Source organism: Rhizobacter sp. Root1221 (assembly GCF_001425785.1).
Classification (GTDB): domain Bacteria; phylum Pseudomonadota; class Gammaproteobacteria; order Burkholderiales; family Burkholderiaceae_C; genus Rhizobacter.
The window spans coordinates 58,054-83,694 of sequence record NZ_LMDI01000013.1; the positions used below are offsets into that span (position 1 = coordinate 58,054).

25 protein-coding genes and 2 riboswitches are annotated in these 25,641 nt (G+C 68.0%); of the genes, 20 read left to right on the forward strand and 5 right to left on the reverse strand.

The window, feature by feature from the left end; all coding sequences use genetic code 11:
• The first annotated feature begins 1 nt into the window (after nucleotide 1).
• The 17 genes from traD (at nucleotide 2) to ASC87_RS11930 (ending at nucleotide 14,755) form a co-directional block, all read left to right on the forward strand.
• A complete protein-coding gene (gene traD / locus ASC87_RS11850; protein WP_056661442.1) occupies nucleotides 2-1,912 on the forward strand; it encodes a conjugative transfer system coupling protein TraD in 1,911 nt (636 codons plus the stop codon).
• Nucleotides 1,909-2,547 (forward strand): DUF4400 domain-containing protein, encoded by a 639-nt coding sequence (locus tag ASC87_RS11855; protein WP_056661445.1) that lies wholly within the window; start codon nucleotides 1,909-1,911, stop codon nucleotides 2,545-2,547. The genes traD and ASC87_RS11855 overlap by 4 nt, the downstream gene beginning before the upstream one ends.
• 82 nt (nucleotides 2,548-2,629) lie before the next feature.
• The gene (locus ASC87_RS11860; protein WP_056661448.1) at nucleotides 2,630-3,607 is read left to right on the forward strand and encodes a CpaF family protein; all 978 of its coding nucleotides are present in this window, start codon (nucleotides 2,630-2,632) and stop codon (nucleotides 3,605-3,607) included.
• On the forward strand, nucleotides 3,604-3,963 hold the full coding sequence (locus ASC87_RS11865) for a TrbC/VirB2 family protein (RefSeq protein ID WP_056661451.1): 360 nt from the start codon (nucleotides 3,604-3,606) through the stop codon (nucleotides 3,961-3,963). Before ASC87_RS11860 ends, ASC87_RS11865 begins: the two co-directional genes overlap by 4 nt.
• Nucleotides 3,960-4,265, forward strand: a complete 306-nt coding sequence (locus ASC87_RS11870) for a VirB3 family type IV secretion system protein (RefSeq protein WP_157603980.1) — start codon at nucleotides 3,960-3,962, stop codon at nucleotides 4,263-4,265. The genes ASC87_RS11865 and ASC87_RS11870 overlap by 4 nt, the downstream gene beginning before the upstream one ends.
• On the forward strand, nucleotides 4,259-6,766 hold the full coding sequence (locus tag ASC87_RS11875; RefSeq protein WP_056661457.1) for a VirB4 family type IV secretion system protein: 2,508 nt from the start codon (nucleotides 4,259-4,261) through the stop codon (nucleotides 6,764-6,766). The genes ASC87_RS11870 and ASC87_RS11875 overlap by 7 nt, the downstream gene beginning before the upstream one ends.
• Nucleotides 6,759-7,532, forward strand: a complete 774-nt coding sequence (locus ASC87_RS11880) for a hypothetical protein (RefSeq protein ID WP_056661460.1) — start codon at nucleotides 6,759-6,761, stop codon at nucleotides 7,530-7,532. The genes ASC87_RS11875 and ASC87_RS11880 overlap by 8 nt, the downstream gene beginning before the upstream one ends.
• Nucleotides 7,532-8,887: a type IV secretion system protein gene (locus ASC87_RS11885; protein WP_162255148.1), complete on the forward strand. Its 1,356-nt coding sequence runs from the start codon at nucleotides 7,532-7,534 to the stop codon at nucleotides 8,885-8,887. The genes ASC87_RS11880 and ASC87_RS11885 overlap by 1 nt, the downstream gene beginning before the upstream one ends.
• Nucleotides 8,884-9,168, forward strand: coding sequence for a hypothetical protein (locus tag ASC87_RS31790; protein ID WP_056661465.1), 285 nt, complete (start codon nucleotides 8,884-8,886; stop codon nucleotides 9,166-9,168). The genes ASC87_RS11885 and ASC87_RS31790 overlap by 4 nt, the downstream gene beginning before the upstream one ends.
• A gap of 139 nt (nucleotides 9,169-9,307) precedes the next feature.
• Nucleotides 9,308-10,288 (forward strand): quinone oxidoreductase, encoded by a 981-nt coding sequence (locus ASC87_RS11895; RefSeq protein ID WP_056661468.1) that lies wholly within the window; start codon nucleotides 9,308-9,310, stop codon nucleotides 10,286-10,288.
• A gap of 354 nt (nucleotides 10,289-10,642) precedes the next feature.
• Complete coding sequence (locus ASC87_RS11900; protein WP_056661472.1) at nucleotides 10,643-11,431, forward strand: nucleotidyltransferase domain-containing protein; 789 nt, start codon at nucleotides 10,643-10,645, stop codon at nucleotides 11,429-11,431.
• Nucleotides 11,432-11,518: 87 nt separating this feature from the next.
• The gene (locus tag ASC87_RS11905) at nucleotides 11,519-12,022 is read left to right on the forward strand and encodes a GNAT family N-acetyltransferase (protein ID WP_157603981.1); all 504 of its coding nucleotides are present in this window, start codon (nucleotides 11,519-11,521) and stop codon (nucleotides 12,020-12,022) included.
• Nucleotides 12,023-12,147: 125 nt separating this feature from the next.
• A complete protein-coding gene (locus tag ASC87_RS11910) occupies nucleotides 12,148-12,585 on the forward strand; it encodes an HD domain-containing protein (protein WP_056661475.1) in 438 nt (145 codons plus the stop codon).
• A 128-nt stretch (nucleotides 12,586-12,713) separates the two neighbouring features.
• The gene (locus tag ASC87_RS11915) at nucleotides 12,714-13,184 is read left to right on the forward strand and encodes a RidA family protein (protein WP_056661478.1); all 471 of its coding nucleotides are present in this window, start codon (nucleotides 12,714-12,716) and stop codon (nucleotides 13,182-13,184) included.
• 47 nt (nucleotides 13,185-13,231) lie between these two features.
• Entirely contained in the window at nucleotides 13,232-13,441 is a 210-nt protein-coding gene (locus ASC87_RS11920) for a DUF4287 domain-containing protein (protein ID WP_056661481.1), read from the forward strand.
• 127 nt (nucleotides 13,442-13,568) lie between these two features.
• Entirely contained in the window at nucleotides 13,569-13,916 is a 348-nt protein-coding gene (locus ASC87_RS11925) for a hypothetical protein (protein ID WP_056661484.1), read from the forward strand.
• 185 nt (nucleotides 13,917-14,101) lie between these two features.
• A complete protein-coding gene (locus ASC87_RS11930; protein WP_157603982.1) occupies nucleotides 14,102-14,755 on the forward strand; it encodes a hypothetical protein in 654 nt (217 codons plus the stop codon).
• A 9-nt stretch (nucleotides 14,756-14,764) separates the two neighbouring features.
• Here the strand turns inward: ASC87_RS11930 and ASC87_RS11935 are convergent, their stop codons facing one another.
• The 4 genes from ASC87_RS11935 to gcvT all read right to left on the reverse strand — a co-directional run bounded on the left by ASC87_RS11935 (nucleotide 14,765) and on the right by gcvT (nucleotide 20,225).
• Nucleotides 14,765-15,667, reverse strand: coding sequence for an alpha/beta hydrolase (locus tag ASC87_RS11935; protein ID WP_056661490.1), 903 nt, complete (start codon nucleotides 15,665-15,667; stop codon nucleotides 14,765-14,767).
• A gap of 4 nt (nucleotides 15,668-15,671) precedes the next feature.
• Nucleotides 15,672-18,581, reverse strand: a complete 2,910-nt coding sequence (gene gcvP / locus ASC87_RS11940) for an aminomethyl-transferring glycine dehydrogenase (protein WP_056661493.1) — start codon at nucleotides 18,579-18,581, stop codon at nucleotides 15,672-15,674.
• Between the two features lie 51 nt (nucleotides 18,582-18,632).
• Nucleotides 18,633-19,001, reverse strand: a complete 369-nt coding sequence (gene gcvH, locus ASC87_RS11945) for a glycine cleavage system protein GcvH (RefSeq protein ID WP_056661496.1) — start codon at nucleotides 18,999-19,001, stop codon at nucleotides 18,633-18,635.
• Nucleotides 19,002-19,103: 102 nt separating this feature from the next.
• Entirely contained in the window at nucleotides 19,104-20,225 is a 1,122-nt protein-coding gene (gene gcvT / locus ASC87_RS11950; RefSeq protein ID WP_056661499.1) for a glycine cleavage system aminomethyltransferase GcvT, read from the reverse strand.
• 55 nt (nucleotides 20,226-20,280) lie between these two features.
• Nucleotides 20,281-20,405, reverse strand: a riboswitch (glycine riboswitch).
• A 33-nt stretch (nucleotides 20,406-20,438) separates the two neighbouring features.
• Nucleotides 20,439-20,543: riboswitch (glycine riboswitch) on the reverse strand.
• Between the two features lie 184 nt (nucleotides 20,544-20,727).
• Between gcvT and ASC87_RS11955 the strand changes: the two genes are divergently transcribed.
• Complete coding sequence (locus tag ASC87_RS11955; protein WP_056661502.1) at nucleotides 20,728-22,152, forward strand: family 16 glycosylhydrolase; 1,425 nt, start codon at nucleotides 20,728-20,730, stop codon at nucleotides 22,150-22,152.
• A gap of 150 nt (nucleotides 22,153-22,302) precedes the next feature.
• Here ASC87_RS11955 and ASC87_RS11960 read toward each other — a convergent pair whose 3' ends face one another.
• The gene (locus ASC87_RS11960) at nucleotides 22,303-23,988 is read right to left on the reverse strand and encodes an electron transfer flavoprotein-ubiquinone oxidoreductase (RefSeq protein WP_056661505.1); all 1,686 of its coding nucleotides are present in this window, start codon (nucleotides 23,986-23,988) and stop codon (nucleotides 22,303-22,305) included.
• A gap of 161 nt (nucleotides 23,989-24,149) precedes the next feature.
• Between ASC87_RS11960 and ASC87_RS11965 the strand changes: the two genes are divergently transcribed.
• Nucleotides 24,150-24,932, forward strand: coding sequence for an SDR family oxidoreductase (locus ASC87_RS11965; protein ID WP_056661623.1), 783 nt, complete (start codon nucleotides 24,150-24,152; stop codon nucleotides 24,930-24,932).
• A gap of 1 nt (nucleotide 24,933) precedes the next feature.
• On the forward strand, nucleotides 24,934-25,599 hold the full coding sequence (locus ASC87_RS11970) for a YceH family protein (protein WP_056661508.1): 666 nt from the start codon (nucleotides 24,934-24,936) through the stop codon (nucleotides 25,597-25,599).
• The last annotated feature ends 42 nt before the right edge of the window (nucleotides 25,600-25,641 follow it).

Sequence of the window (25,641 nt, forward strand, 5' to 3'; positions counted from 1 at the left end):
CATGCGCATCGCCAATGCCTTGCGCCCGGCCCACGAGGCGCGGTCGGCACTCGCCTGGGGGCTGGCCTTCGCATACGGCCTCGTGCTCTGGGCCACGTTCCGCCCCGACACCCGCCTGGCTGCGGCCTGCTGTGGCGGCACGCTGGCGTTGTGCTTCTGGCGCGGCTTGCAGGCGCGCACCTTGTGGCGGTTCAAGGTCGCCCTCGCGGGGACGCCGGTGCAGCACGTGTCGAGCGCCACCTTCGACCGCGCCCGCCCCGCACTCCGTGGCGACCTGTGGCTCGGTTGGGGCTACCGCTGGCAACCCGAACACACCCAGCTCTGCCACGACGTGCTCAAGCGTTCCCTGCGCGACATCTACCCGCCGGCCTGGTTCCTGCGTCTGCATGGGGTGCGCCACGACCCCGCCGCAGCGAAGGGGTTGGCCTGGGTGCACGGGCTGGCCCCCGAGCGCGACGTGGTCGTGCCGTTCGCTGCGCTCGAGGGGCATACGGCGGTGCTCGCCGTCACAGGCGCCCTCAAGACGGTGTTGGCCCGCCTGCTCGTGCACCAGCTCGCGAGCCGGGGCGACACCGTGATCGTGCTCGACCCCAAGGGCGACAAGGGCCTGGAGCAGGTGTGCCGCGACGTGACCTTGCGCCTTGGGCAGGCGGAGCGCTTCCTCAAGTTCCATCCCGCATTCCCGTCGCAGAGTTTCCGCTTCGACGCGCTGGCCAACTGGGACCGCGACACCCAGGTTGCCTCCCGCGTCCGGCTGCTGATGGGACACACGGCCGAGGACCCGTTCAGTGCCTTCGTGTGGATGACCATCACCGACATCGTCCGGGCCTTGAAGCGCGCGGGGCGGCGGGTGACACTGCAATCGCTGCTCGACACGGTCCGCTCGCGCCACACCGCCGAGGCGCTGGCGCTGGAAGTGCTTGAAGCCTTTCTTGACGCGCGCCGGGCGGCCCATGTCCCAGGCGCTTCCGCTTCGGCGCCGGCCGCGGGCGGCGACACCGCCAGGCGCCCGGGCCGCCACGCCGCCGCAGCGTTCTCGGACCCCCGCCTGGCACATGCCGTGCACCGGTTCCGCACCGAGGTGCCTTCGGCCTCACAACCGGCGGACATCGCGGGTTACCTGTCGTCGCTGGAGGCCGATCCCCAGTGGTTCGCGAAGATGGTCGTGGGCCTCACGCCGATCCTGATGCGCCTGACCGCCGGCGACCTCGGTCCGCTGCTGTCACCCGACCACACCGACCTGGCCGACACCCGCCCGGTGTGTTCCACCCGGCAATGGATCGAAGGGCGACACGTCGTGTACGTGGGCCTGGATGCGCTCTCGGACACCGCGGTCGCCGAAAGCCTGGCCGCGCTGATGCTGGCCGACCTGGCCGGAACGGCCGGAGACCTCTACAACCACGGGCCCGCCGATGGCGCCGCGCCGCGCCGCGTGCACGTGCTGTGTGACGAGTGGGGCGATCTCGTCTGCGAGCCCGTGATCCAGCTCGCCAACAAGGGGCGCGGTGCGGGCGTGGTGTTGTACCTGTTCGGCCAGACCGTGTCGGACCTGGTGGTCAAGCTGGGTGACGAAGGCCGCGCCAAACGCATCCTCGGGAACATGAACAACTTCATCGTGGGTGCCACGTCCGACGCCGACACCCTCGACTTCATGGCCCGCAAGTTCGGCGAGACCGTGGTTCGGCGAACCACGGTGTCCCAGGGGACCGGCCAGAAGACCGAGGACACCGGCCTCGAATACGCCGCCACCCGCCAGACCAGCGTGACCGAGCAGGCCCTGGAACTGGTGCCTCCCCAGGTGCTGATGAGCCTGCCCGATCTCCAATACGTCGCCATCGTCAACCGGGCCCAGGTGTACAAGGGACGCATCCCGGTGCTCACCTTCGATCCGCCGGCAAAGGGGCGCGCTTGACGCGGCGATCCCACCTGGCCGCGTGGCTGCTGCTGTGCCTGGCCGGGCTGGTGGTGTGGCCGTGGTGGATGGGGCCCGAGCGGCTCGTGGAGCGCGCCCGCGACGAAGCGGCGGTCACACACCGGGCGTTCGGACCACGTGTGGCCGCGGTGCTGCTGTCCGCGGCCGGTGGGGCGCAGGTGGTGTTCGGCCACCACGGCATCGATGACCTGGTCCGCAGCGGGGGCCGGGTGTCGCCGCCCGATGCCCGCCAGGATCGCTACCTCTCGGTGGTTTCGCGCCTGGTCGTGTCGCAGGCCGAGCGCTACCTCGTGGCCCTGCGCCTCCAGTTCCACACCACCGTACTGCGGGCGCTCGGCGTGGGGGCCTGGTGTGTGCTGCTGCTGCCGTTGTGCGCTGCCGCGGTCGTGGACGGCATGGTGCAGCGCGCCGTCAAGGCCGCCACGTTCGGCTACCAGAACCCGGCCGCTTTCGCGGTGGCGTCCCACCTGTTCATCGCGAGCGCCATGGTGCCCATCGCCGTGCTCGTGGTGCCGTTTGCGGTGCCGCCGCTGTTCATGCCGGCATGGCTGGCCGCCGCGTTGCTGCCGCTGTGGGTCGCCATCGCGCACATGCAGCCGGTCTTCACGCGATGACCTGAACACGACCCCGCGGGCGGGCACTTTCGGGGCCGCTTGTGCAGGTGGTCCGCGCCCGGGTACTTCCAGAATCGTGGGCATGGAACACCCCGGCCTGTCGTTTGCACTGATGTCCGTCGAGCCCTTGCGCCCGCTGATGGAAGACCACGAGGTCATCGAAATCTCCATCAACGCGCAGGACGTGTGGGTCGAGCGCCTGGGGCGCTCACCCGAGCTCACCGGCCTCCAGCTCACCGACAACCAGGTGGTCGGCATGATCGTCAACCTCGCGAACATTTCGCGCCGCGAGGTCGACCTGCACGACGGCAACAAGCTCGCCATCGTGTCGGCCCGCCTGCCGGGCTTTCGCATCGAGGCCCAGCTGTCGCCGGTGGCGGTCAACGGCCCGTACGTGTCGATTCGCCGCCACAACAGCCGCGTGCTCACGCTCGACGACTACGTCCGCGAAGGCCAGCTCGCCGCATCCCATGCGGCCTTCCTGCGCCGCGCCGTGCAGGCCCACGAAACCATGCTGGTGGTGGGTGGCACCAGCACCGGCAAGACCACATTCCTCAACGCGCTCATCCAGGAAATCGACCGCAGCGAACGCCTGCTGCTGATCGAAACCATCCCCGAGCTGGTGGTGCCGCACCGCAACGTCGTGCGCCTCGAGGCCGACGACGAGCAGGGCTACCCGGTCCACCGGCTGCTGAAGTCCGCCCTGCGCAGCCGCCCCGACCGCATCCTCGTGGGCGAGGTGCGGGGCGGCGAAGCCTTCGACTTCATGGACGCCGCCAACACGGGCCACCCCGGGTCCATGGGCACGGTGCACGCGAACTCCGCCCGCGAAGGCATCGACCGCCTCGAGAACCTCGTGCTCGAAGGCCGCCCGGCCATGCCGCTGTCCGCCATCAAGACCCGCATTGCCCAGACCTTCAACCTCGTCGTCCACATGGAGCGCCGCCGCATCGGCGACCGCTGGGTGCGCCGGCTGGGTGAAGTGCTGCAACTCGCCGGGTACGACATCCCAAGCCAGACCTACCGCACCCAAACCGTCTTCACCCAGGAACCCGCATGAAACGTTTCCCGACAGCCTTCCGCGCGCCGCGCCCCATCACCTTGCCTGCAGCCGCATTGCTCGCGCTGGCGTCCGCCTTGGTCCTCGTGCCACAACCGGCCGAAGCGGCATCCGTGTTCAACGGGTTCCCCCTCGTCGACGACGTGCTGTGCGGCTTCTTTGCCTACAGCCGCACCAAGCTCGCCCCCATGATCGCAGGCATCGTGCTGATCTTCTCCGTCGTGGGGCACTGGCTCGGCAGCGGCAAGATGTGGAGCACCATGTTGTACGTGGGTCTCGGGCTGGGCATCGTGCTCGGCGCCGGATCGGCGCTGGCGTCGTACACCGGCGTGGCCGCCAGCTGCATCGCATCATGACCCGAAGCAGCTCCGTGTTTCACATGAGCCTGAACCGGCCGCGACTGGTGGCAGGTGTGGGTTCCGAAGCCTTCGGCCTCATCGTGGTGATGGGGGTGATGGCGATGAACCTGCGCAGCCTGCCCATTGCGCTGAGCATCCCGCCCATGTTCCTGTTCCTGCGCTGGGTGTATCGCAAGGATGCCGTGCTGCTGAAGGCCTTCCTGGGCTACCTCAAGCAGGCCGACCTGTACGACCCCTGGGTGCGCGCGCCCGTGGCGGCGCAGCGCCCGCCCGGTTTCGGAAGGGGGCTGTTTTGCTGAACCTCCGCCATCTCACGTCCGCCTACAACCAGGGCACCCGCAGCTATGCCGAGCTGCTGCCATGGTTCAAGGACGTCACCCCCGGGCTCGTGCTGAACCTCGACGGCAGTCTGCTGGCCGCGTTCGAATACTGCGGGAACGACATCGAAAGTTCCAATGAACACGAGCGCGCCGCGTGCCTCGACTCGGTGGACGTGGCCTGGAAAGCCTTCGACGACCACAACACCGTGTGGACCTTCCTGGACAAGCGGCGCAAGCAGTATGGCGAGGCCAGCACCATCGCCAACCCGGTGGCCCGGTACGTCGACGACACCTGGCGCGCGCGCATCGACAACGGGCAGCTGGGTGTGCTGCGCCACGTCCTGTGCATCGCCTACCAGCCGTTCGGCGGCAGCGCCGGCTTCTTCGACGAGGTGGGTGACCGCGTGGTGTCGCGTGGCCAGTCGTTTCCCCAGGCGCTGGCGGGCATTGCACGGCAACGGCTGTCCCGCAAGACCCAGATCGAACGCATGGAAGGCCGGCTCACGGCAGCCATCGATGCCTTCGAAGCCCAGCTGACTCAATTTTTCAACACGCTGTCGGCCCGGCTGGCGCTCAAGCGCCTGCTGCGCGAGGAGTTGCGGGCCGAACTCGCCAACCGGGCCAACATCGCGTCGCCGCGCGCGGCGGTGAACGTGCCACCCGATGGCCTGTACTTCCTGAACACCCTGGTGCCCACCGACACCCTGTACCGCGAGGCCGGCGGCACCATCCGCTTCGAATCGTCCGCCGGGTGCCGCTACGTCACGATGCACAGCGTCAAGGCCTACCCCGGCGAGGCCCAGAACGCCCCCATCGAACAATTGCTTGGGGTGGCCAGCGACTTCACGCTCGCCAGCATGTTCCGCTTCGTCGACACCGAACGGGCCAAGAAGCTCATCCAGGACCAGGAGCAGCACTACCGGTCCAACGTCAAGGGGCCGCTCGTGCAGGCCATGGAGAAGCTCACCGGCATCGAATCCGAACGGGTCAACCACGGCATGGCGGCACTGGCCGACGACGCCCAGACCGCGCTGATCGAACTCACGAAGGAGTCCGTGGGCTACGGCTACCACGCCATGGCGGTGCAGGTCATCGCCGACACGCGTGAAGACAACCAGCAGGCGTCCCAGCACATCTACGCCATCCTGAACAACGCCGGGTACGGCCTCGTGAAGGAGAACGTGAACGTGTTGTCGGCGTTCGCCGTGACGCTGCCCGGCGCGGCCGACGCCGTGCTTCGCACGAGCCTCGTCAGCACGCGCAACATGTCCGACCTCACCATCGTGCGCACGCTCAACAGCGGCCTGGCGAACAACCCGCACCTCTCCGAGCAGCGTGGGGTGTTCAGCGAACCGCTGGTGTTGTTGCCCACGCGCACCGACGTGCCCGAGCGGTTCTCGCTGCACGTGGGCGACGTGGGGCACTTCATGGTGGTGGGCCCGGCCGGCGCCGGCAAGACCACGTTGATGAACTTCCTGATCACGCACTGGCAGCGCTATGCACCGTGCCGGGTGATCGTGGTCGACAAGGGGTTCTCCAACTACATCACGCTGAAGGCGCTGGGTGGCGAGTACATCAGCCTGCAGGACGGGCAGGTCGATGCCGCGATGAACCCGGCCCGGTGGATCGCGCGCCCGGCCACGGTGCCGAAGTTCCGCCGCTGGGTCGAACTGGCGTTGCGGGCGTTCGACGACACCCCGCTCACGCCCGAGAACGTGCAGGTGCTCGACAAGGCCATCCTTCTCGCCGCCGGCCAGGGCGGTGCCCACACGCTGTCGAAGCTCTACATGCTGATCGCGGGGCAGGACAAGGCGCTGGCGAGCCGCCTCCATGCGTGGACCCGTGCCTCCGATCGCTATGGCATGTTCTTCGACAACCCGGAGGACCGCTTCGCGCTGTCCGACGTCACCGGCATCGAGGTGGGGGGGCTCCTGGCCGACCACAGCCTCGCGCCGGCCATGCTCGCGTACCTGTTCGAGGTGGTGGAAGAAAAGGTGGACGACGCCACCCGCCCCACGCTGATCTACCTCGAGGAAGCCTGGTACCTGCTGCAGAACGCAGCGTTCCGCCACATGTTCGAAGACTGGATCAAGACCATGCGCAAACGCAACGCGTGCGTGGGCATCGCCACCCAGTCGCTGAAGGACGTGCGTGACAGCCCCATCAGCGCCACGTTGAACGACAACATCAAGACGCGCATCTTCCTGCCCAACCTCCAGGCCTTCGACAGCCGCGACGTGTACCGCGACATGCTGGGCCTGCAGGACCACGAGATCGAGGTGATCCGCAACGCACGGCAGAAGCGCGACTACTACATCGTGCAGGACACCCGCCGGCGGCTCGTCGACGTGCAACTGCCGCCCGAGATCCTGTCGCTGACCCGCAGCGATGCGCGGGCAAAGAAGATCTTCCAGCGCGAACTGGCGCGTGGTGGTGACAACTGGTTGGCCAGGTACATGCAGGAGGTGATTCATGGTTGATGTGAAACGTGCGGTGGCGACGGCGCTGGTCCTGTCGCTCGGTCTGGGCGTGGCGCCCGCGCGGGCCTTCCCGGTCATCGACGCGGCGAACCTGATCCAGAACTTCATGGCCGCGTACCAGTCCCTCCAGCAGGTGACCACGCTCTATTCGCAACTGCAGACGCAGTGGCAACAGCTTCGAACCATGCAGCAGCAGCTCAAGACGATGGACCCGTCGCAGATCGCCGGCATCGTGGGCGACATCACCGGCATCGAGGAGCTGCACCAGATCGAGCGCGCGCTGGCCGCCCACCGTGACCTGCTCGGTTCGATCAAGAAGGTCAAGGACGGTTTCGACGAGCGGCTCGACACCGCGAAGCTGATGAAACTCACTTGGAAGGAGTACGTGGCGTGGGAGCAGAACCGCCTCGCCCGGCGGGAGGAGGGCGCGATGGCGAGGGTCAACGCCGAGATCCATGCCATGAAACGCATCGAGAGCGACTACGAGTTCGCTCGCGAGCAGGCGTCGAAGATCGCCAGCACGTCCGGCACACACGAGGCGGTGCAGCAGATGAACGTGCAGATGAACCGCGTGATCCAGCAGAACGCGGAGCTGATGCGCCAGCTGTCAACCGCGTTCGGCCGGGCCACGGCCGAGCGCGAGATGCAGGAGGCCGAAGACAAGGCCCGGGCGAAGGCCCAGGAAGACGCCTACCGCGCGGTGGCCGAGGCCGCGCGGGTGGCCGACCGGGCCGCCATCGAAAAATGGTCGGCCGGGCGTCGGTGATGCCAAGGCCCTCTGGCGGCGCATGGGTCGCACCGGCCGTGTTTGCCCTGTGCCTGCTGTGCCTGGCCCGGCCGGTCGCGGCGGCCGAGGATGCCGCCGCTGCGGCGGCCGCGGTCACCCACCTGCGCGACATCTTCCTGCACATCACGTCTGCGATCGACGCCTTCGCGGCCGGCAACGCCGACCTGATCGCCGTGGGCCGGCGTACGGCGGTCACGCTGTTCGGTGTGCTGCTGGTCTGGGGGCTGGTGAAGTCGTGGATCCTCGGCAAGGGCATGGCCCAATTGCTGCCGGAGTTCATCCAGCCGGTGATCATCCTGGGCCTGGCGTTCTGGTCCGTCGAGCACCTGGGGCCCACCGTGAAAGCGTCGGTGGAAGCGCTCGGCCTCGTGTTCTCCAGCACGCTGTTCCAGGCCAACGGCCCGCCCACCGAGGCCGACATCCTCGACCGCATGGCCGCGGCCAGCTTCGAGATCGTCACGGCCACACCCACGCAGGGCGGCAGCTGGGTCAACGTGCCGAGCCTCGTGGCCCATGAGGCGGTGGGCTTCCTCTACCGGCTCGTGGCGGCCGTCGTGCTCATGCTGGCCGGCGTGATCGCGGCGGGGGTGATGATGATCGCCAAGGTGCAGACGGCGCTGGCCATCCTGTTTGCCCCGGTCATGATCCCGTGGGCCATGTGGCAACCATCGGCCTTCCTGTTCAATGCCTGGTTGAGCTTCCTCATCGGCGGGGCCATGCAGGGGGTGATGGCCCTGGCCATCGCGTCGCTGTCCGCCCAGGTGGTCGACCAGGTCGTCGGTGTGGCCAAGTCCATGGGCACCAACGACGGCATGTCTTTCGTGACGTGCTGTGTCATCCTGCTGATGGCCTTGCTGATCGCGTTCCTGTTCCTGAAGGTGCCGAGCCTGGCCAGCGGATTGGTCGGTGGGGCCACCACGAGCCTGGATGGCTGGCGGGCGGTCAGCCATGGCGGGGGGCAGGGGGCTTCCGCGCTCGGGCAGGGGGTGAAGTCCGCGGGGGGCGCGGCATATCAGTTCGGGAAGGGCGCCTGGCAAGGGTTCGGTCGCATGCCGGCGGGTGCCACCGGGTCGCCCGGTGCCACGGCAACCGGGCGTGCGCTGCCGGCGCCGCCCTCGGCGCCTCGGGCCTCGGGAATGGCGGGCGGGCTGGGCCACGGGGCCGGCCGGCTGGCCGTAGCGGCGGCCCGTTCGGTGCGGGGAGGCCCTGCGCCGGCCTATCCATCGGCCGCGCCGACGGTTGCGGGTCCTGCCTCATCGAAGCCGCAGCACAAGCCGTTCCGGCCCAAACCGGGCACGCGCCCGGTCAACCGCCCCGTGGACCGCGCACCGTGAGGCCCTCGCTGCTGCGGGCGTTCAAGGAAGTGCTGGCCTGTTACGCCGCCTCGCGGCAGGCGCTGGCCGCGAATGGCAAGGGGGAACTCGACGACGACGCGTTGGCTGTCCGCTTGCGGCACATCGAGCAGCGCATGGCCGTGCTGCGCGGTGCCCATTGGTCGCTCGGTGGGTTGGTGTCGTGGCTCGGCAGGCCGGCGTGGCTGCCTCGGCCGGTGGGCCTGTTGCTGCTGCTGGCCGCGGCGTCGTTGCTTGTTCGGTGCGTGGGGGCGGCCGGTTGATGGCGGGGCAGGGCACGGCTGCCGCGGGCCGGTCGGTGACGTCCGGCAATTTTCCGCAAGCCGGCATACAGTTCGTGATCTGTCGGCCCCGGCCCCGGCCGGGGCTCTCTCCTCCGACCCACACACAGGACGTCCAGCCATGACCACCGCCCGCGCCATCCGCCTCACCGAATTCGGCGGCCCGGAAGTGATGCACCTCGACACCGCCGAGGTGCCGGCACCGGCTGCTGGCGAGGTGCAGCTCCGCCAGACCGCCATCGGTTTCAACTTCATCGACGTGTATCAGCGCATGGGTCGCTACCCGCTGCCGTCGCCCACGGGCCTCGGGCACGAGGCGGCCGGCGTGGTGGACGCCGTGGGTGCGGGGGTGACGGACCTGAAGGTGGGCGACCGGGTGGTGTACATGAACGCCGGCGTGGGGGCGTACGCCGAGCGGCGCAACGTGCCGGCCGACAAGCTGGTGCTGCTGCCTGCAGGCATCACCGACGAGGACGCGGCTGCGGTGTTTTTCAAGGCCATGACGGCCCAGTTCCTCGTCAAGAAGACCTACCACGTGCAGCCTGGTGACATCGTGGTGGTGCATGCCGCCGCCGGTGGGGTGGGGCAGATCCTGTGCCGCTGGGCCAAGGCGCTGGGTGCCACGGTGATCGGCACCGCCGGGTCGGCGGCCAAGTGCGAGGTGGCACGGGCCGCCGGGTGCGACGCCGCCGTGGACTACACGCAGGCCGACTGGGTGGCGCAGGTGGTGGCGGCCACCGGCGGGCGCAAGGCCCGCGTGGTGTACGACTCGGTGGCGAAGGACACCTTCCTGGGTTCGCTCGACTGCACGGCACCGTTTGGCATGGTGGTGCTGTTCGGGGGCGCCTCGGGCCCGGCACCGCTGATCGAACCCGAGCTGCTCAACAAGAAGGGCTGCCTGTTCCTCACGCGGCCCTCGGTGTTCCCGCACAACGCCGACACCGCCACCTTCCGCGCCAACGCGAAGGATGTGTTCGACGCGATGGCCAGCGGCGCTGTGAGGGCGTCCATCGGCGCGCGTTTCCGGCTGGACCAGGTGGCGGATGCCCACCGGATGGCCGAAGCCCGAGCGAACGCCGGCGCGATCGTGATGACGCCGTGACGGCGCGAACGCTGTCCACGGTGGGGGCCATGCGGGTCCTGCCGATGGAATGAGCGCAACCTGATGCACCGTCTCTGGCGGTGCCAGTCATCCCTCGACCCTTTGGATCGGCCAGGCCCATGGAACTGACACCTCAGGACATTGCCGAACTGACCTCCCTCGAGGAAGCATGGCGTGGTCGAGCACGCGCGGCGCAGTTCACTGTGGACGAAGGCGCACGGTGTGTGGCGCATGCGGTTTCACCAAGGTACCCCGTACGAGCCTGAGTCGACATGAATCGGATGCAACGGGACACTCGACCCGATCCACCGGCCGTTTGAGATACTGCCGCGTCCTGCACCGAACGCCCCGCCCATGATTCCCTTGCCTGTTCGCACCGAGATCCTGCACCGAATCCAGAAGGCCGAAGCCGAGCACGACGTCAAGGTGCTGCTGGCGGTGGAGTCGGGCAGCCGGGCCTGGGGCTTCGAGTCCCCGAACAGCGACTTCGATGCCCGCTTCATCTACGTGCACCGGCCCGACTGGTACCTCGCCGTGGGCCTGGAAGAGCAGCGCGACGTGATCGAATACCCGATCGTCGACGACATCGACCTCAACGGCTGGGACCTCCGCAAGGCCTTGCGACTGCTCTGGAAGTCGAACCCTGCGTTTGTCGAATGGGTGCAGTCACCGATCGTCTACACCCAGGAAGGCCGCTTCGCCGAGGACGCGCGCGCGCTGCTGCCCGATGTGTACCGCTGCGACAGCGGCATCCACCACTACCGCAGCATGGCCAAGACGAACTACCGGGGGTACCTGAAGGCCGACCAGGTGCCGCTCAAGAAGTACTTCTACGTGCTTCGCCCACTGCTGTCGGTGCGGTGGCTGGAGCGGTACCAGACCCCGGCGCCCATCGAGTTCGGCAAGCTGCTGGCCCTGGTCGACGAGGGCGGCACGCTGCGCCGCGACATCGACGACCTGGTTGCCAGGAAACGCGCCGCGCCCGAGCTGGGGCTGACACCGCCGGTGCCCAGCATCGACGCGTTCATCGAGGCCGAATTGGCGCGGCTGGACGCCACGCACGTGCCGCATGTCAAACGGGGTGAAGTGCTGCCGAAGCTCGACCAGCTTTTTCGAACGGTGTTGCATGACACATGGGCGTGAACCTTCCGTCGCCCTTCGACTGATTGCCTGGGCAGCGGCCCGGCGGCTTTGGCCCGCCTGCGGCCGCCGCCAGACACCGGAGTGCACTTGAACTCTCGCGTCCACATCCGCCCGCCGGCTTCCACCGACCAGCGCGAGTTCACGCGTTCGGCGCGTGCGAGCTTGAGCCTGCATGGCCCGTGGACCGCCGCGCCGTCGTCTCCGCTGGCGTTTCGGGCCTGGCTCGACCGCATGGCGCAACCTGGCAACGTTGCGCTGCTCGTCTGCCGGCGCGACAGCGGTCAGATCGTCGGGGTGTTCAACCTGACGAACATCGTGCTCGGTGCCTTTCGCAGTGCCTACCTCGGCTATTACGCGTTCTCTGGCCACGAGGGGCAAGGCCTGATGCGCGAGGGCCTTCAGGCGGTGGTGCGTCACGCCTTCGTGGGGTTGAAGCTTCACCGGCTCGAGGCCAACATCCAACCGGACAATGCCCGCTCGCTCGGCTTGGTCAAGGCTTGCGGGTTCCATCAGGAAGGGTACTCGCCGCGTTACCTGAAGATCCGCGGGCGCTGGCGGGATCACGAGCGTTGGGCCATGCTGGCTTCGTAGGCGGAATCCACGCAACGCGCGGACAGCGACAACCCGCTCGAGACCCCGCCAACCACAACGATCCCGGACAGTCGATCTATCATGTGATTCTCAGGGCCGCCGGGGCCGAAGGAGCGTCGTGAACCATGTCAACGCTTGAACGTGCCATCGCCATCGCCGCCGAGGCCCATGCAGGGCAAACCGACAAGGCAGGCCAGCCCTACATCCTGCATCCGCTTCGGGTCATGCTTCGTGTCGAAAGCCCGACCGAGCGGATGGCGGCGGTGCTCCACGATGTCGTCGAGGATTCACCTGTCACGCTCCAACAGTTGGCCACCGAGGGCTTCTCCGAGGACGTTCTCCATGCAGTCGACGCGTTGACGAAGCGTCCGGGCGAGACGCGGGTGATCGCCGCCCGGCGAGCCGCCGCGAACCCCATCGCACGCACCGTCAAGCTGGCCGACAACGCCGAGAACATGGATCTCTCCCGGATCAGCAACCCGACACCGAGGGACCATGAGCGCCTGGAAGAGTACAAGCAGGTCCGTGCCATTCTGCTGGCGGCGGTCGCGGGAGGCGGCTGACCCTGTTCGATCGGACAGCACCCGGGATTCCGCCGAATGCCGAGGGCATGCAACGTGGCCCCCCGGCTCCTTGACCAATGCACGGCCCTGCGGCGCATGCCGCCTTGATTTTTCCAAGGAAGAAACACATGTCACGTGACACCGAGTTCTCGAACGCCGCGGCCTCGCTGGGCTACGCGTTCGACGGCGAGATCAAGATCGGCGGCAACTACGTGCCCCTGGTGCGCGACGGTCGCCACGTGTACCTCAGCGGCCAGATCCCGCGCGTGGGCGATGCGGTGGTGGTCACTGGCCGTGCCGGGGCGGACGTGCCGCTGGCGGCGGCGCAGCTGGCCGCGAAGGTCTGCGTCATGAGGGCGCTGGCGCTCCTTCAACGTTCGCTGGGCACCCTCGACAAGGTCAGCGCCATCCTGCGGATCACGGTGTACGTGCAGTCGGCAGAAGACTTCACCCAGCAGAGTGAAGTGGCCGATGGTGCGTCGGAACTGCTGTACCGCATCCTCGGTGCCGCAGGAGCCCACACCCGGACGTCTGTCGGCGTATTCCAGCTGCCGAAGAATGCGACCGTCGAACTGGACCTCGTGGCTGCCGTAGCGTAGCGGTTCATCCATCGGGCGCCGGGCTGCCCACCTGACGAAAGAGCACCATGCCAGAAGCAGAAAAGGTCAAAGGTCCCGCCTCCTACTTCCCGTCCATCGAGAAGCAGTACGGCCATCCCATCGCCCATTGGATGACCGTGCTGGCCCAGGCCGGGCCTCTAAAACACATGGAGCTGGTGAACTTGCTCAAGGCGCAGCACGAGATGGGGCATGGCCACGCGAACGCGCTGGTGGCGGCCTTCGTTGCCAAGAAGTGACGGCGTGTGACGCTGGCGCTTGACGGGTCTCCCCCTGGGTGACGCTGCTCCCAGCATGCGGGTCGCGCGCCATGCCTTGTGAAAGAATGGATGTCTCCCTTGTCAACGAAGCGGGCCTTTCGATCTCATGCGCAACATCCTGTTTGGCAGCGCCGCTGTGAACCATCGCCGCTGGAGGCTGTGCGCATACGGGGTGGTTGCATTGCTCGCCATCGTGCTCGGACTGAACCTTTTTGCACCTGAACCGGAACCCGGATCGCCGGGGGTGGAGCCGTTCGTCTACTACCTGATGGTGGCGGTGGGCGGCCTGGCCATCTACTGGATGAGCCTGCTTCTCAAGCTGTGCGAAGTGCTGGGAATGCATGCGGTGTTCTGGATGCTCCTGTCGGTGACGTTTTTGCCGTTGAGCCCGGTGATCATCCACATCCTCGTTGCATCCAAGCTCGAGGTGTATTTGAGCGAGGGGGGGACCTGACGCCGAACCTCAGGCCTCGGATCCAACGGCCGGCCGCACCCTTCCGCGGTACATGCACACCCCCGGCGCAGCCGCCTCCCCAACGCGGGGGATGTCCCGCGCGTCCGCCCGCCGGTCCAATCGCCGCCACGACCGGGCGATTTCCCGGGTGACCCGGGGCACTGCGCTTGATCTTCAACGGCATCATGACGTTCCTGTTCGCCAAGGCCTTCGCGGACCTGATGGTGGGGCAGGTGTGGCCCGTCTCCTATGGCGTGCAGTTGGCCACGTTCTGGGGCGTGTGGCTCGGCAGCCTTGGGCTGCTGCTGGTGCTCGACCTGGAAGCCCCGCGGCGCGACACGGCACCGGTAGCGTTCGTGCTGTTCGAGCTGGCGCGGTGGGCGGGCCGGGCGCTCTGGTACGGGTTCCTGGTGCTGCTGGTGCTGGCGCCGGTGTCGTGTGTCTCCGGCCAGAAGAAGGAGCGCACGGTGGAGGTGGTGGGGGAGTGGACCCACCGCGACACACGGCTCGATTGCTCCGGCACGGATTGCTGGGATACCGGCTGGTGCGCCATCCAGCCGGTGCTGCGCGACGTGCTCACCGGCGAGACCTTCCGGGCCGAACTGCGGCGAGATCTGAAAGGGCGAAACGAGTTCCTGCCCTACCGCCTGTGTGATACCCCCGCCAGGCGCGAGCCGTTGGCCACCGCGTACACACGCGCCGCGGTGACGTTGGACGAACCCTGGTTCGGGGTTCGCCGCGTGGTGGCACTGAAGGATGCGGACCCCACCGCGGCCGCCACCGTGCCGTTGCCGTTGCGGCCGCGCCGGCCGGTCATCGACCCCGCCGCGCGGGTTTGAGCGGCCCGCTCAGCGCGACGAGGATTCCGCCGCCGTGGCCACCCCGCACACCTCGCGCAGCGCGGCCAGCACAACCGCGCGCACTTCGGGCCGTTGCATCGCATGCAGGTGTTGCCCTCCGTCGACAGGCACCCAGGTCTTGGGCTCGCGGGCGGCCTCGTAGAGGCGCCGGCCTTGCTGGAGCGGCACCACACGGTCGGCTTCGCCATGGATGATCCACACGGGCACCTGCAGGCGTGAGATGACGGTGACGGGGTCGTCCTCTTCGCCGGGCAGGGTGTTGCGCACGATGCCCGCCACGAGCTTGAGCACCTTGATCTCCTGGGCCACGTGGTGGGCCACGTCGCGGTAGCGGGCGAAGGCGGAGTCGACGATCAGGCCCTGCACGAGGCCGGGTCCCAGTTCATCGGCGGCGCGGATGGCGGTGGCGCCGCCCAGGCTCTGGCCGAACAGGGCGAGCCGGCCGGGTGTGGCGCCCGGCATCTTCAGCGCGGCGTGCACCGCGGCCTCGGTGTCGGCCACCACGCCGTCGAGCGACGGCTTGCCCAGCGACACGCCGAAGCCGCGATAGTCGAACATCAGCACGTTGATGCCCAGGGCGGGCAACCATGCCACGGCCTCCAGGTGCCGGCTGATGTTGGCGGCATTGCCGTGGGCGTGCACCACGGTGCACTGCGGTGGCCCGGCCTTGGGGTCGGCCGGGAACCACCAGCCGTCGAGCGGTGAACGGTCTTCCGCGCGGAAGGTGACGTCCACCACCGTGAGCCCGAGCTTCTCGGGCTCGCGGTACTCGCGGTCGTCGGGGTGGAAGAACAGCGCCTGCACGCAGCCGCCCAGCAAGAGCAGCGCGGCAGCCCCGGCGGGGTACACCACCTTGTCGATCAGGCCGGCCCCCCTGCGTGGCGCCGGCACCGGATCACTCCTGGGCGTCGTCGTAGGCGCTCACGGGCACGCAGCTGCAGAACAGGTTGCGGTCGCCGTAGACGTTGTCGACACGGCCCACCGGCGCCCAGTACTTTTGCTGGCGCAGGCTGCGCACCGGGTACGCGGCTTCCTCGCGGGAGTACGGGTGAGGCCATTCGGCCTTCATCAGCGCCTCGGTGGTGTGGGGCGCGGCCTTGAGCGGGTTGTCTTCGCGCGGCCAGGTGCCTTGTTCCACCTTGGCGATCTCGCCGCGGATGGCGATCATCGCGTCGCAGAAGCGGTCCAGCTCCTTGAGCGGTTCGCTTTCGGTGGGTTCCACCATCAGCGTGCCGGCCACCGGGAAACTCAGCGTGGGCGCGTGGAAGCCGTAGTCGATCAGGCGCTTGGCCACGTCTTCGGCCGACACGCCCGACGTGTCCTTCAGCGGACGCAGGTCGAGGATGCACTCGTGGGCCACGCCGCCGCCCTTCACGCCGGCGATGTTGCCGCTGTAGTGGATGTCGTAGTGGTCGGCCAGGCGTGCGGCGATGTAGTTGGCGCTCAGGATGGCCACTTCGGTGGCCGACTTGAGGCCGTCGGCCCCCATCATGCGCACGTACATCCAGCTGATGGGCAGCACCGCGGCGTTGCCGAGCGGCGCGGCCGAGACGGCACCGACTCGCGGGGAATCCACGCCCACGCCAGCCGAGCGGTGTGCCGGCAGGTAGGGCACGAGGTCTTCCACCACGCACACCGGGCCCACGCCGGGGCCGCCGCCGCCGTGCGGGATGCAGAAGGTCTTGTGGAGGTTCAGGTGGCTCACGTCGCCGCCGAACTCGCCCGGCGCGGCCACGCCCACCAGCGCGTTCATGTTGGCGCCGTCCACGTAGACCCGGCCGCCGTGCTGGTGCACAAGGGCGCAGAGTTCCTTGACGCGGGTCTCGAACACACCGTAAGTGGACGGGTACGTGATCATCACGCACGCGAGCTTCGCGCTGTGCTGCTCGCACTTGGCCTGCAGGTCGGCGATGTCGACGTTGCCGTCGGCGTCGCACTTGGTGACCACCACCTGCATGCCCACCATCTGCGCGCTGGCCGGGTTGGTGCCGTGGGCGGATTCGGGGATCAGGCAGACGTTGCGGTGGCCTTCACCCCGGGCTTCGTGGTACGCCTTGATGACCAGCAGGCCGGCGTATTCGCCCTGCGAACCGGCGTTGGGCTGCAGGCTGATGCCGGCGTAGCCGGTGGCTTGGCACAGCCAGTCGCGCAGCTGCTGGTCGAGCTCGGCGTAGCCGGCCAGCTGGTCGGCCGGGGCGAACGGGTGCAGGTTCGCGAACTCGGGCCACGTGATGGGGATCATCTCGCTCGTGGCGTTGAGCTTCATGGTGCACGAGCCGAGCGGGATCATGCTGCGGTCGAGTGCCAGGTCCTTGTCGGAGAGGCTGCGGATGTAGCGCAGCATCTCGGTTTCGGAGTGGTGGGCGTTGAAGACCGGGTGGGTCAGGAACGCGCTGGTGCGCACCAGCGCGTCGGGCAGCAGCGGGCGGATGCCTTTTTCATGGGCCTCGAACGATGGCAGCGGGCGGCCGGCCGCAAACAGCGTCCAGAGGGCGTTGAGGCACGCGCGTTTCGAGGTCTCGTCGAGCGTGATGCCCACCGAATCGGCCGAGGCACGGCGCAGGTTGAAGCCAGCAGCGCGGGCCGCGGTCAGGATGCGGTCGGTGTCGGGGCCGGTGCGCACCTGCAGCGTGTCGAACGCGTGGGCGTGGACCAGCGTGGCGCCCAGCGATTCGAGCCCGGCGGCCAGGATGGCGGTGTAGCTGGCCACGCGGCGGGCAATGCGCTTCAAGCCCTCGGGGCCGTGGTACACGGCGTACATGCTGGCCACCACGGCCGGCAGCACCTGGGCCGTGCAGATGTTGGACGTGGCCTTCTCGCGGCGGATGTGCTGTTCGCGCGTCTGCAGCGCCAGGCGGTAGGCGGGATTGCCATGGGTGTCGATGCTCACGCCCACCAGGCGGCCGGGCATGGAACGCTTGTACTCGTCCTTCGTGGCCATGTAGGCGGCGTGCGGGCCGCCATTGCCCATGGGCATGCCGAAGCGCTGGGTGTTGCCCACCGCGATGTCGGCGCCCATCTCGCCCGGCGGCGTGAGCAGCGTGAGGGCCAGCAGGTCGGCCGCGACGATGGCGAGGCCGCCCTCGGCGTGCACCGCGGTGATCAGCGGGGTGAGGTCGCGCACGGCACCGTCGACACCCGGGTACTGGAACAGCGCGGCGAACGCGCCAGCGCGCGCGGCGTGGTCGGCCGGGCCGGTGGCCACCGTGATGCCGAGCGGGCGGGCCCGCGTCTGCACCACTTCGAGCGTCTGCGGCAGCACGTCGTCGGCGACGAAGAACACCGTGCTCTTGCTCTTGCCCACCCGCATGGCGAGTGTCATGGCCTCGGCCGCGGCGGTGGCCTCGTCGAGCATGGACGAGCCGGCGATGGCCAGGCCCGTCAGGTCGCACACCATGGTCTGGAAGTTCACGAGGGCTTCCATGCGCCCCTGCGAGATCTCGGCCTGGTACGGCGTGTAGGCCGTGTACCAGGCGGGGTTCTCGAGGATGTTGCGCAGGATGACGCCGGGTGTCAGCGTGCCGTGGTACCCCTGGCCGATGAAGCTCTTGAGCACCTTGTTCTTGCCCGCGATGCCCTTGAGCTCGGCGAGGGCCTGGGCTTCCGTGAGAGGCGCCGGCAACACCATCGGGGCCGGCCGTGCGATGGCGCGGGGCACGATGGCATCGATCAGCGCACGCCGCGAGGCGGCACCGATGGCGGAGAGCATCAGGCGTTCGTCGGCGTCCTCGATGCCGATGTGGCGGGCAACGAATTCGGCGGCGTTCTCGAGCTCACCGAGCGGCTTGAGGGCGGACATCAACATGGCAAACAGATCCAGGCAGGGGGTGGCGCGGGCAGGGCAGGGGGGGGCAGGTCAGCTGTTCTTGACCAGTTCGTCGTACGCGGTGGCGTCGAGCAGCTTGGTCAACTGGCTGGCGTCGGCCACGCGCACCTTGAAGAACCAGCCAGTGTTCAGCGGGTCGCTGTTGGCGAGCGACGGGTCGGCGCGCAGCGCCTCGTTGACTTCCACCACCTCGCCGGTGACCGGCATGTACAGGTCGGCGGCGGCCTTGACGGACTCGACCACGCCGGCCACGTCGCCCTGGTTGAAGGTGGCGCCCACGGCGGGCAGGTCGACGAACACGACGTCACCGAGCGCGTCCTGTGCGTGCACGGTGATGCCGACGGTGGCGGGGGTGTCGGTGGTGATCCACTCGTGTTCGGCCGTGAAAAGGGTCGTCATGGTCAAAGCTCCTGGGTGGCCCGGTCCGCGGGAGCGGAGGGGCTGGTTCAAAGAAAACGGGAAAGAGGGGGACGCAGAAAGCGAAGAGCGGCAGGTCGCCGTTCAGCCGCGCACGTAGCGGTGCGGCACGAACGGCGTGGGCGCCACGCGCATGGGCTGGCGCTTGCCACGCACCTCGGCGAACACCTCGTGGTGCGGCAGGGCGTGGTTGCTGGCCAGGTAGGCCATCGCGATGGGCTGGTTCACCGACGGCGCGAGCGTGCCGCTGGTCACGTGGCCCAGCTTGTGGCCGAGTGCGTCGACGAGCACGGCGCCTTCGCGCACCGGCAGGCGCTCGAGGCCCAGCAGGCCCACGCGCTTGTTGCTGGGGCCGGTGGCCAGTTGGGCGTCGATCACCGCGGCGCCGGGGTAGCCGCCGTGGCGGGCGCCGCCCGCGCGGCGCACCTTCTGGATGGCCCAGGTGAGGCCGGCTTCGACCGGCGTGGTCTTGTCGTTGATGTCGTGGCCGTACAGGCACAGGCCCGCTTCCAGGCGCAGCGTGTCGCGGGCGCCGAGGCCCACGGGGCGCACTTCCGACATGGCGAGCAGCGAGCGGGCGAGTGCCTCGGCATCGGCGGCCGGCACGGAGATCTCGAAACCGTCTTCACCGGTGTAGCCGGAACGGGTGACGTAGCAGTCGGCGCCGGCCAGCGGCAGCGACTTGCCGGTCATGAAGGTGAGCGTGGCCACCTCGGGGTTCAGGCGGCGCAGGGCGTCGACCGCCTTCGGGCCCTGGAGCGCGAGCAGCGCACGGTCGGGCAAGGGCTGCACGGTGCAGCGGTGGCCGATGTTGGTGATGAGGTGGGTGATGTCGGCGGCCTTGCAGGCGGCGTTCACGATGAGCAGCAGGTCGTGCTCGCGGCGCGTGATCATCAGGTCGTCGAGGATGCCGCCGGAGGCGTTGGTGAAAAACCCGTACCGTTGCTTGCCCACCGTGAGGCTGGCGACGTCGACTGGCATGAGGGTTTCCAGCGCGGCCGCGGCGTGGTCGCCCGAGAGGCGCACCTGGCCCATGTGGGATACGTCGAACAGCGCGGCGGATTCGCGGCAGTGCTTGTGCTCCGCGATGATGCCGCCGGGGTAGTTCACGGGCATCTCGTAGCCGGCGAACGGGACCATCTTGGCGCCGAGCTCGAGGTGCAGCGCGTGGAGGGGGGTCTTCGAGAGGACAGCGGGCAGGGACATGCGTTTCTCCGGCAGGGCAATCGTGCTACCACCATGGTCGACCATGGTCGGTGGGGATGCCCTCGCTGTCCGCTTTACCTGAGAGATTGGCGGGGGTTCATGCCGACACCTGCCGCTTGCCCCTTCGGTGGACCGGCTCACCCGTTTCCGGGTCACCAGCCTCTCTCCAGTGAGGAACGCCCCTTCCCGATCACGTTTCCGTTTCCGTTCGCGAAGCGTTTGCCAGTCCTTTTGCCTGAGCGTTCTCGTCAGGGTTCCGGGGAACCCTGACTCGCCTTCGGCGGCACCCCGGGGGGCACTCTCTCCTGACGATCTGTAGTGTACCCCCGCGCCGCGTGCGTGGCATGCGTCACGCGGTTCACCGACGTTGCGTGTCGTCGCATTCGCTTACGGAAATGCGGTATCGGGGGGAGAGGGGCTGCCGTAACAAGGGGCAGAGGCTGGTCCACCGCATTTTTTTCGAGGGATCGGCGCTGTCTTCCAACGAACCGGATGCCCTCGCATGAAGCTCTACCCCGTGCCGATCCAGTCCCCGCTGATCTCCGCCCTCTTCGCGGCCCTGCTGCTCTCCGGTTGTGGTGGCGGCGACTCCGCCACCGACACGGACACCGCTGCACAGGCCGAGGCCGCGGCAGCAACGCCCGACACCCTCAAGGCCATCGCGGCGGCCCCCGAAAGCACCACGACGTCGTACACCGTCGTGCCCGACGAAAAGGTGCTCAACAACCTGTTTGCCGACGGCCTCAACAACTGGTCCGTGGGCGATGCGGTGCTCGTGAACAGCACCCAGCGCGTGGGCGGCAAGTCGCTCAACGTGGGCTGGCGCGCGCTGCAGACGTTCACGAATGGCACGCTGGTGCCGAACGCTTCCTACACCGTGAAGTTCCGGGCTCGCAACGAAAACGCCACCGGCGTCACCACGGTGGCGATGAAGTTCCAGATCCCGCCGTACAACGAGGCGTTCCGCACCTACAAGACCACGGTGACCGGCACGGCCTGGAAGGACTACGAGTTCGAGTTCACCGCCCCTGTGTACACGAAGGGTGAGTTGAGCGTCCTCGCCAACGGCTCGCGCTCCGTGGTGGACACCGTGTCGATGAAGATGCGGTCGGCCATCGCCACCACCGAGCCGAAGGCGGATCCGTCCGGGTCGATCGTGCCGGCCGGTGGCTACACGATGGTGTTCAACGACGAGTTCAATGGCACCACGTTGAACCGGGCGAAGTGGCACACCCGCATGATCTACAACAGCGGCACCAGCGACCGCATGCACGACGAGAAGCAGCGCTACCGCGACAACGACAACCACCGCGTGGCCAACGGCGTGCTGAGCCTCGTGGCACGCAAGGTGTCGGAGACGGATCCGAACGGCGTCAACTACGAGTCCGGCATGATCCGCTCGGACTGGACGTCCCGCTACGGCTACTACGAGGCCCGCGTGAAGATGCCGGCCGGCGTGGGGGTGTGGCCCGCGTTCTGGCTGAACTCCGACGTGTCCGCGACGGGCCGCCTGAGCTGGCCGCCCGAGATCGACATCTTCGAGTACGTGAACAACGGCGTGGAAGACACGTCCAACATGATCCACTCGAACGTGGTGACGATGGACCGCAAGCCGTCGCAGGTGTTCTACAGCGACCCGGCCTTCAACACGCAGTACACGTTCTGGCGCGCACCGTTCAACTTCAGCGACGGCTTCCACGTGATCGGGGCGGAATGGACGCCCACCACGGTGACGATGTATGTCGACGGCCAGAAGATCTACACCCGCGCCGCCACGTGGAACTACGACGACGGCACCGCAGGCGGTCCGGCGCACATCCTGCTGAACTTCGCGGTGGGCGGGGCCTGGGCCGGCCGGCACGGCATCGATGACGCGGCCTTCCCGCAGGAGATGCAAGTCGACTGGGTGCGCGTGTACCAGAAATGAGGCCCCCCAGTCGGCTGGCGCCTCCTGCCCCCAGGGGGCGACCCCGGGTCGGCCGGCGGAGCCGGTCCTCGCGGGTGGCTTGATCGGTCGCTCGCTTCGCTTGCTCCATCGACAAAGCGCCCGGGTTGACCGGGCGCTTTGTCGTGGTCCTTACATCCCCGAATAGTTGGGGCCGCCGCCCCCTTCGGGGGTGACCCACACGATGTTCTGCGTGGGGTCCTTGATGTCGCAGGTCTTGCAGTGCACGCAGTTCTGCGCGTTGATCTGCAGGCGGTCGGTGTTGTCCTCGTTCTTGACGAACTCGTACACGCCGGCCGGGCAGTAGCGCGACTCGGGGCCGGCGTACTTCGCGAGGTTGACGCTCACCGGCACCGCGTTGTCCTTGAGCGTCAGGTGGGCCGGCTGGTGTTCCTCGTGGTTCGTGTTGCTCACGAACACGCTGCTCAGGCGGTCGAAGGTGATCTTGCCGTCGGGCTTCGGGTACACGATCTGCGGGAACTCCGACGCCGGGCGCAGCATGGCGTGGTCGGGGATGGTGCGGTGCCTGGTCCACGGTGGCGTCTTGATGCCCAGCAGCGGCAGCACGAAGTACTCGATGCCGTTCATCAAACCGCCCACCATGTTGCCGAGCTTGAACCAGGCCTTGAAGTTGCGCGAGGCGTGCAGTTCCTCGCGGAGCCAGCTCTTCTCGAAGGCCTCCGGGTAGGCGGTGAGTTCGTCTTGCTGGCGGCCGGCCGTGACGGCGGCGAACAGCGCCTCGGCTGCGAGCATGCCGCTCTTGATGGCGGCGTGGCTGCCCTTGATGCGGGCGCCGTTCAGGAAACCGGCGTCACAGCCCACGAGGCAGCCGCCCGGGAACACCGTTTTCGGCAGGCTCAGCAGGCCGCCGGTGGTGATGGCGCGGGCGCCGTAGCTGATGCGCTTGCCACCTTCGAGGTACTTGACGATGGCCGGGTGGGTCTTCCAGCGCTGCATTTCCTCGAACGGGCTGATCCAGGGGTTGGCGTAGTCGAGGCCGGTGACAAGGCCGAGCGTGACCTTGTTGTCCTCGAGGTGGTACATGAACCCGCCGCCATAGGTGCTGTCATCCATGGGCCAGCCGGCCGTGTGCACCACGAGGCCCGCGCGGTGCCTGGACGGGTCGATCTCCCAGAGCTCCTTCACGCCGATGGCATAGGCCTGCGGGTCCTTGCCCTGGTCGAGCTTGAACTTGTTGATGAGCTGCTTGCCGAGGTGGCCGCGGGCGCCTTCGGCGAACACGGTGTACTTGCCGTGCAGCTCCATGCCGAGCTGGAAGCTGTCATTGGGCTGGCCGTCCTTGCCGATGCCGAGGTTGCCGGTGGCCACGCCCTTGACGCTGCCGTCCTCGTTGTAGAGCACCTCGGCCGCCGGGAAGCCCGGGAAGATTTCCACACCCAGGGCCTCGGCCTGCTGCGCGAGCCAGCGCACCACGTTGCCGAGGCTGATGGCGTAGTTGCCCTCGTTGTGGAAGTTCTGCGGGATCAGCCACTTCGGGAAGTTGATGGCGCCCGTTTTCGTGAGCCACATCACCTCGTCTTCGGTCACCGGCTGGTTCAGCGGGGCGCCCTTTTCCTTCCAGTCGGGGATCAGTTCGGTCAGCGCCTTCGGGTCCATCACGGCCCCGCTCAGGATGTGCGCGCCGGGCTCCGAGCCCTTTTCCAGCACGACCACCGAGATCTCCTTGTCCTGCGCCGCGGCGAGTTGCTTCAGGCGGATGGCCGTGGCCAGCCCGCCGGGGCCGCCGCCTACGATGACGGCGTCGTACGCCATGGCCTCGCGCGGGCCATATTGGGCAAGAATTTCTGAGGGGGTCATGTTGTCTCCTTGAATCAAGCTCGAATCACATCGCCCCGCATTCTAGAGTGGGTGGGGGGTGAAAATCGAACGATCGTGCTATCCGCGCCACGGTCCGTTTTCGCGGGTGCGCGTGCTATCTTCATCGCTCACCGACGAACGAAATGAACGAGGAGAAACGCATGAGCTACAGCATCGATCTGTCCGGGCGCGTGGCGCTTGTCACCGGCGCATCGAGCGGGCTGGGCACGCAGTTCGCGAAGACGCTGGCCGGCGCTGGCGCCGCCGTGGTGCTGGCGGGGCGGCGTGTCGAACGGCTCAAGGCGCTGCGCGCCGAGATCGAGGCATCGGGCGGCGACGCCCACGTGGTCACCCTCGACGTGACCGACCACGACAGCATCAAGGCCGCCGTGGCCCACGCCGAGACGGAGATGGGCACCATCGACATCCTCGTCAACAACTCCGGCGTCAGCACCACGCAGAAGATCACCGAGGTGTCCCCGGAAGACTACGACTACGTGATGGACACCAACACCAAGGGTTCCTTCTTCGTGGCGCAGGAGGTGGGCAAGCGCATGCTGGCGCGCGCGCGCGGCGCGGCGCCGGGCACCTTCACCGGCGGGCGCATCGTCAACATCGCGTCCATGGCGGGGCTCAAGCCGCTCAGCCAGATCGGTGTGTACGCCATGAGCAAGGCCGCGGTGATCCACATGACCCGCGCCATGGCGCTCGAGTGGGGCCGCTACGGCATCAACGTGAACGCCATCTGCCCCGGGTACATCGACACCGAGATCAACCACCACCACTGGCAGACCGAACAGGGCCAGAAGCTGATCGCCATGACGCCGCGCAAGCGCATCGGCCAGCCGAAGGACCTGGACGCCGTGCTGATGCTGCTGTGCTCGAACGAGAGCCACTTCATCAACGGCGCGGTGATCCAGGCCGACGACGGGTTCGCGATCTGACATGAGGCCGTTGTCCCTGCTGGAAACGCGCGTCCTCGGTGTGCTCATCGAGAAGGCGCATACGGTGCCCGACAGCTACCCGCTGTCCCTCAACGCCTTGATGGCCGGCTGCAACCAGAAGACGGCGCGCGATCCGGTGCTCAACGCGTCGGAAGCCGAAGTGCAGACCGCCGTCGATGCACTGAAGGTGCTGCACCTGGTGTTCGAATCAAGCGGGTCGCGGGTCACGCGTTACGAGCACAACATGGCACGCACCATGGCGCTGCCCGGCGCGGCCGTGGCGCTGCTCAGCGTGCTGATGTTGCGCGGGCCGCAGACCAGCTCCGAGCTGCGCGCCAACTGCGAGCGGCTGCACAAGTTCGCCGACGTGTCCTCGGTGGAGGCCTTTCTAGAGGAACTGGCCGAACGCTCGGACGACAAGGGCGGCCCGCTGGCGGTGAAGCTGCCGCGTGCCCCGGGCGCACGGGAGGCTCGCTGGACCCACCTGCTGGCCGGCGAGATCGACCTCTCGGCGCTGCCGGTGGCCGCCGAGTCCGCCGACTTCGTGGCCGCCAGCGAACTGGCGGCGTTGAAAGCCGGGCAACAGGCCATGCAGCGTGACATTGACACGCTGCGGGCGCTTGTCGATCGCCTCTACGACGAGTTGGGGGTAAGCCGCAACGCGTGAGCCCCGGGCCTTGCGCTACAGTGGTTCGCACCAGGATCCACA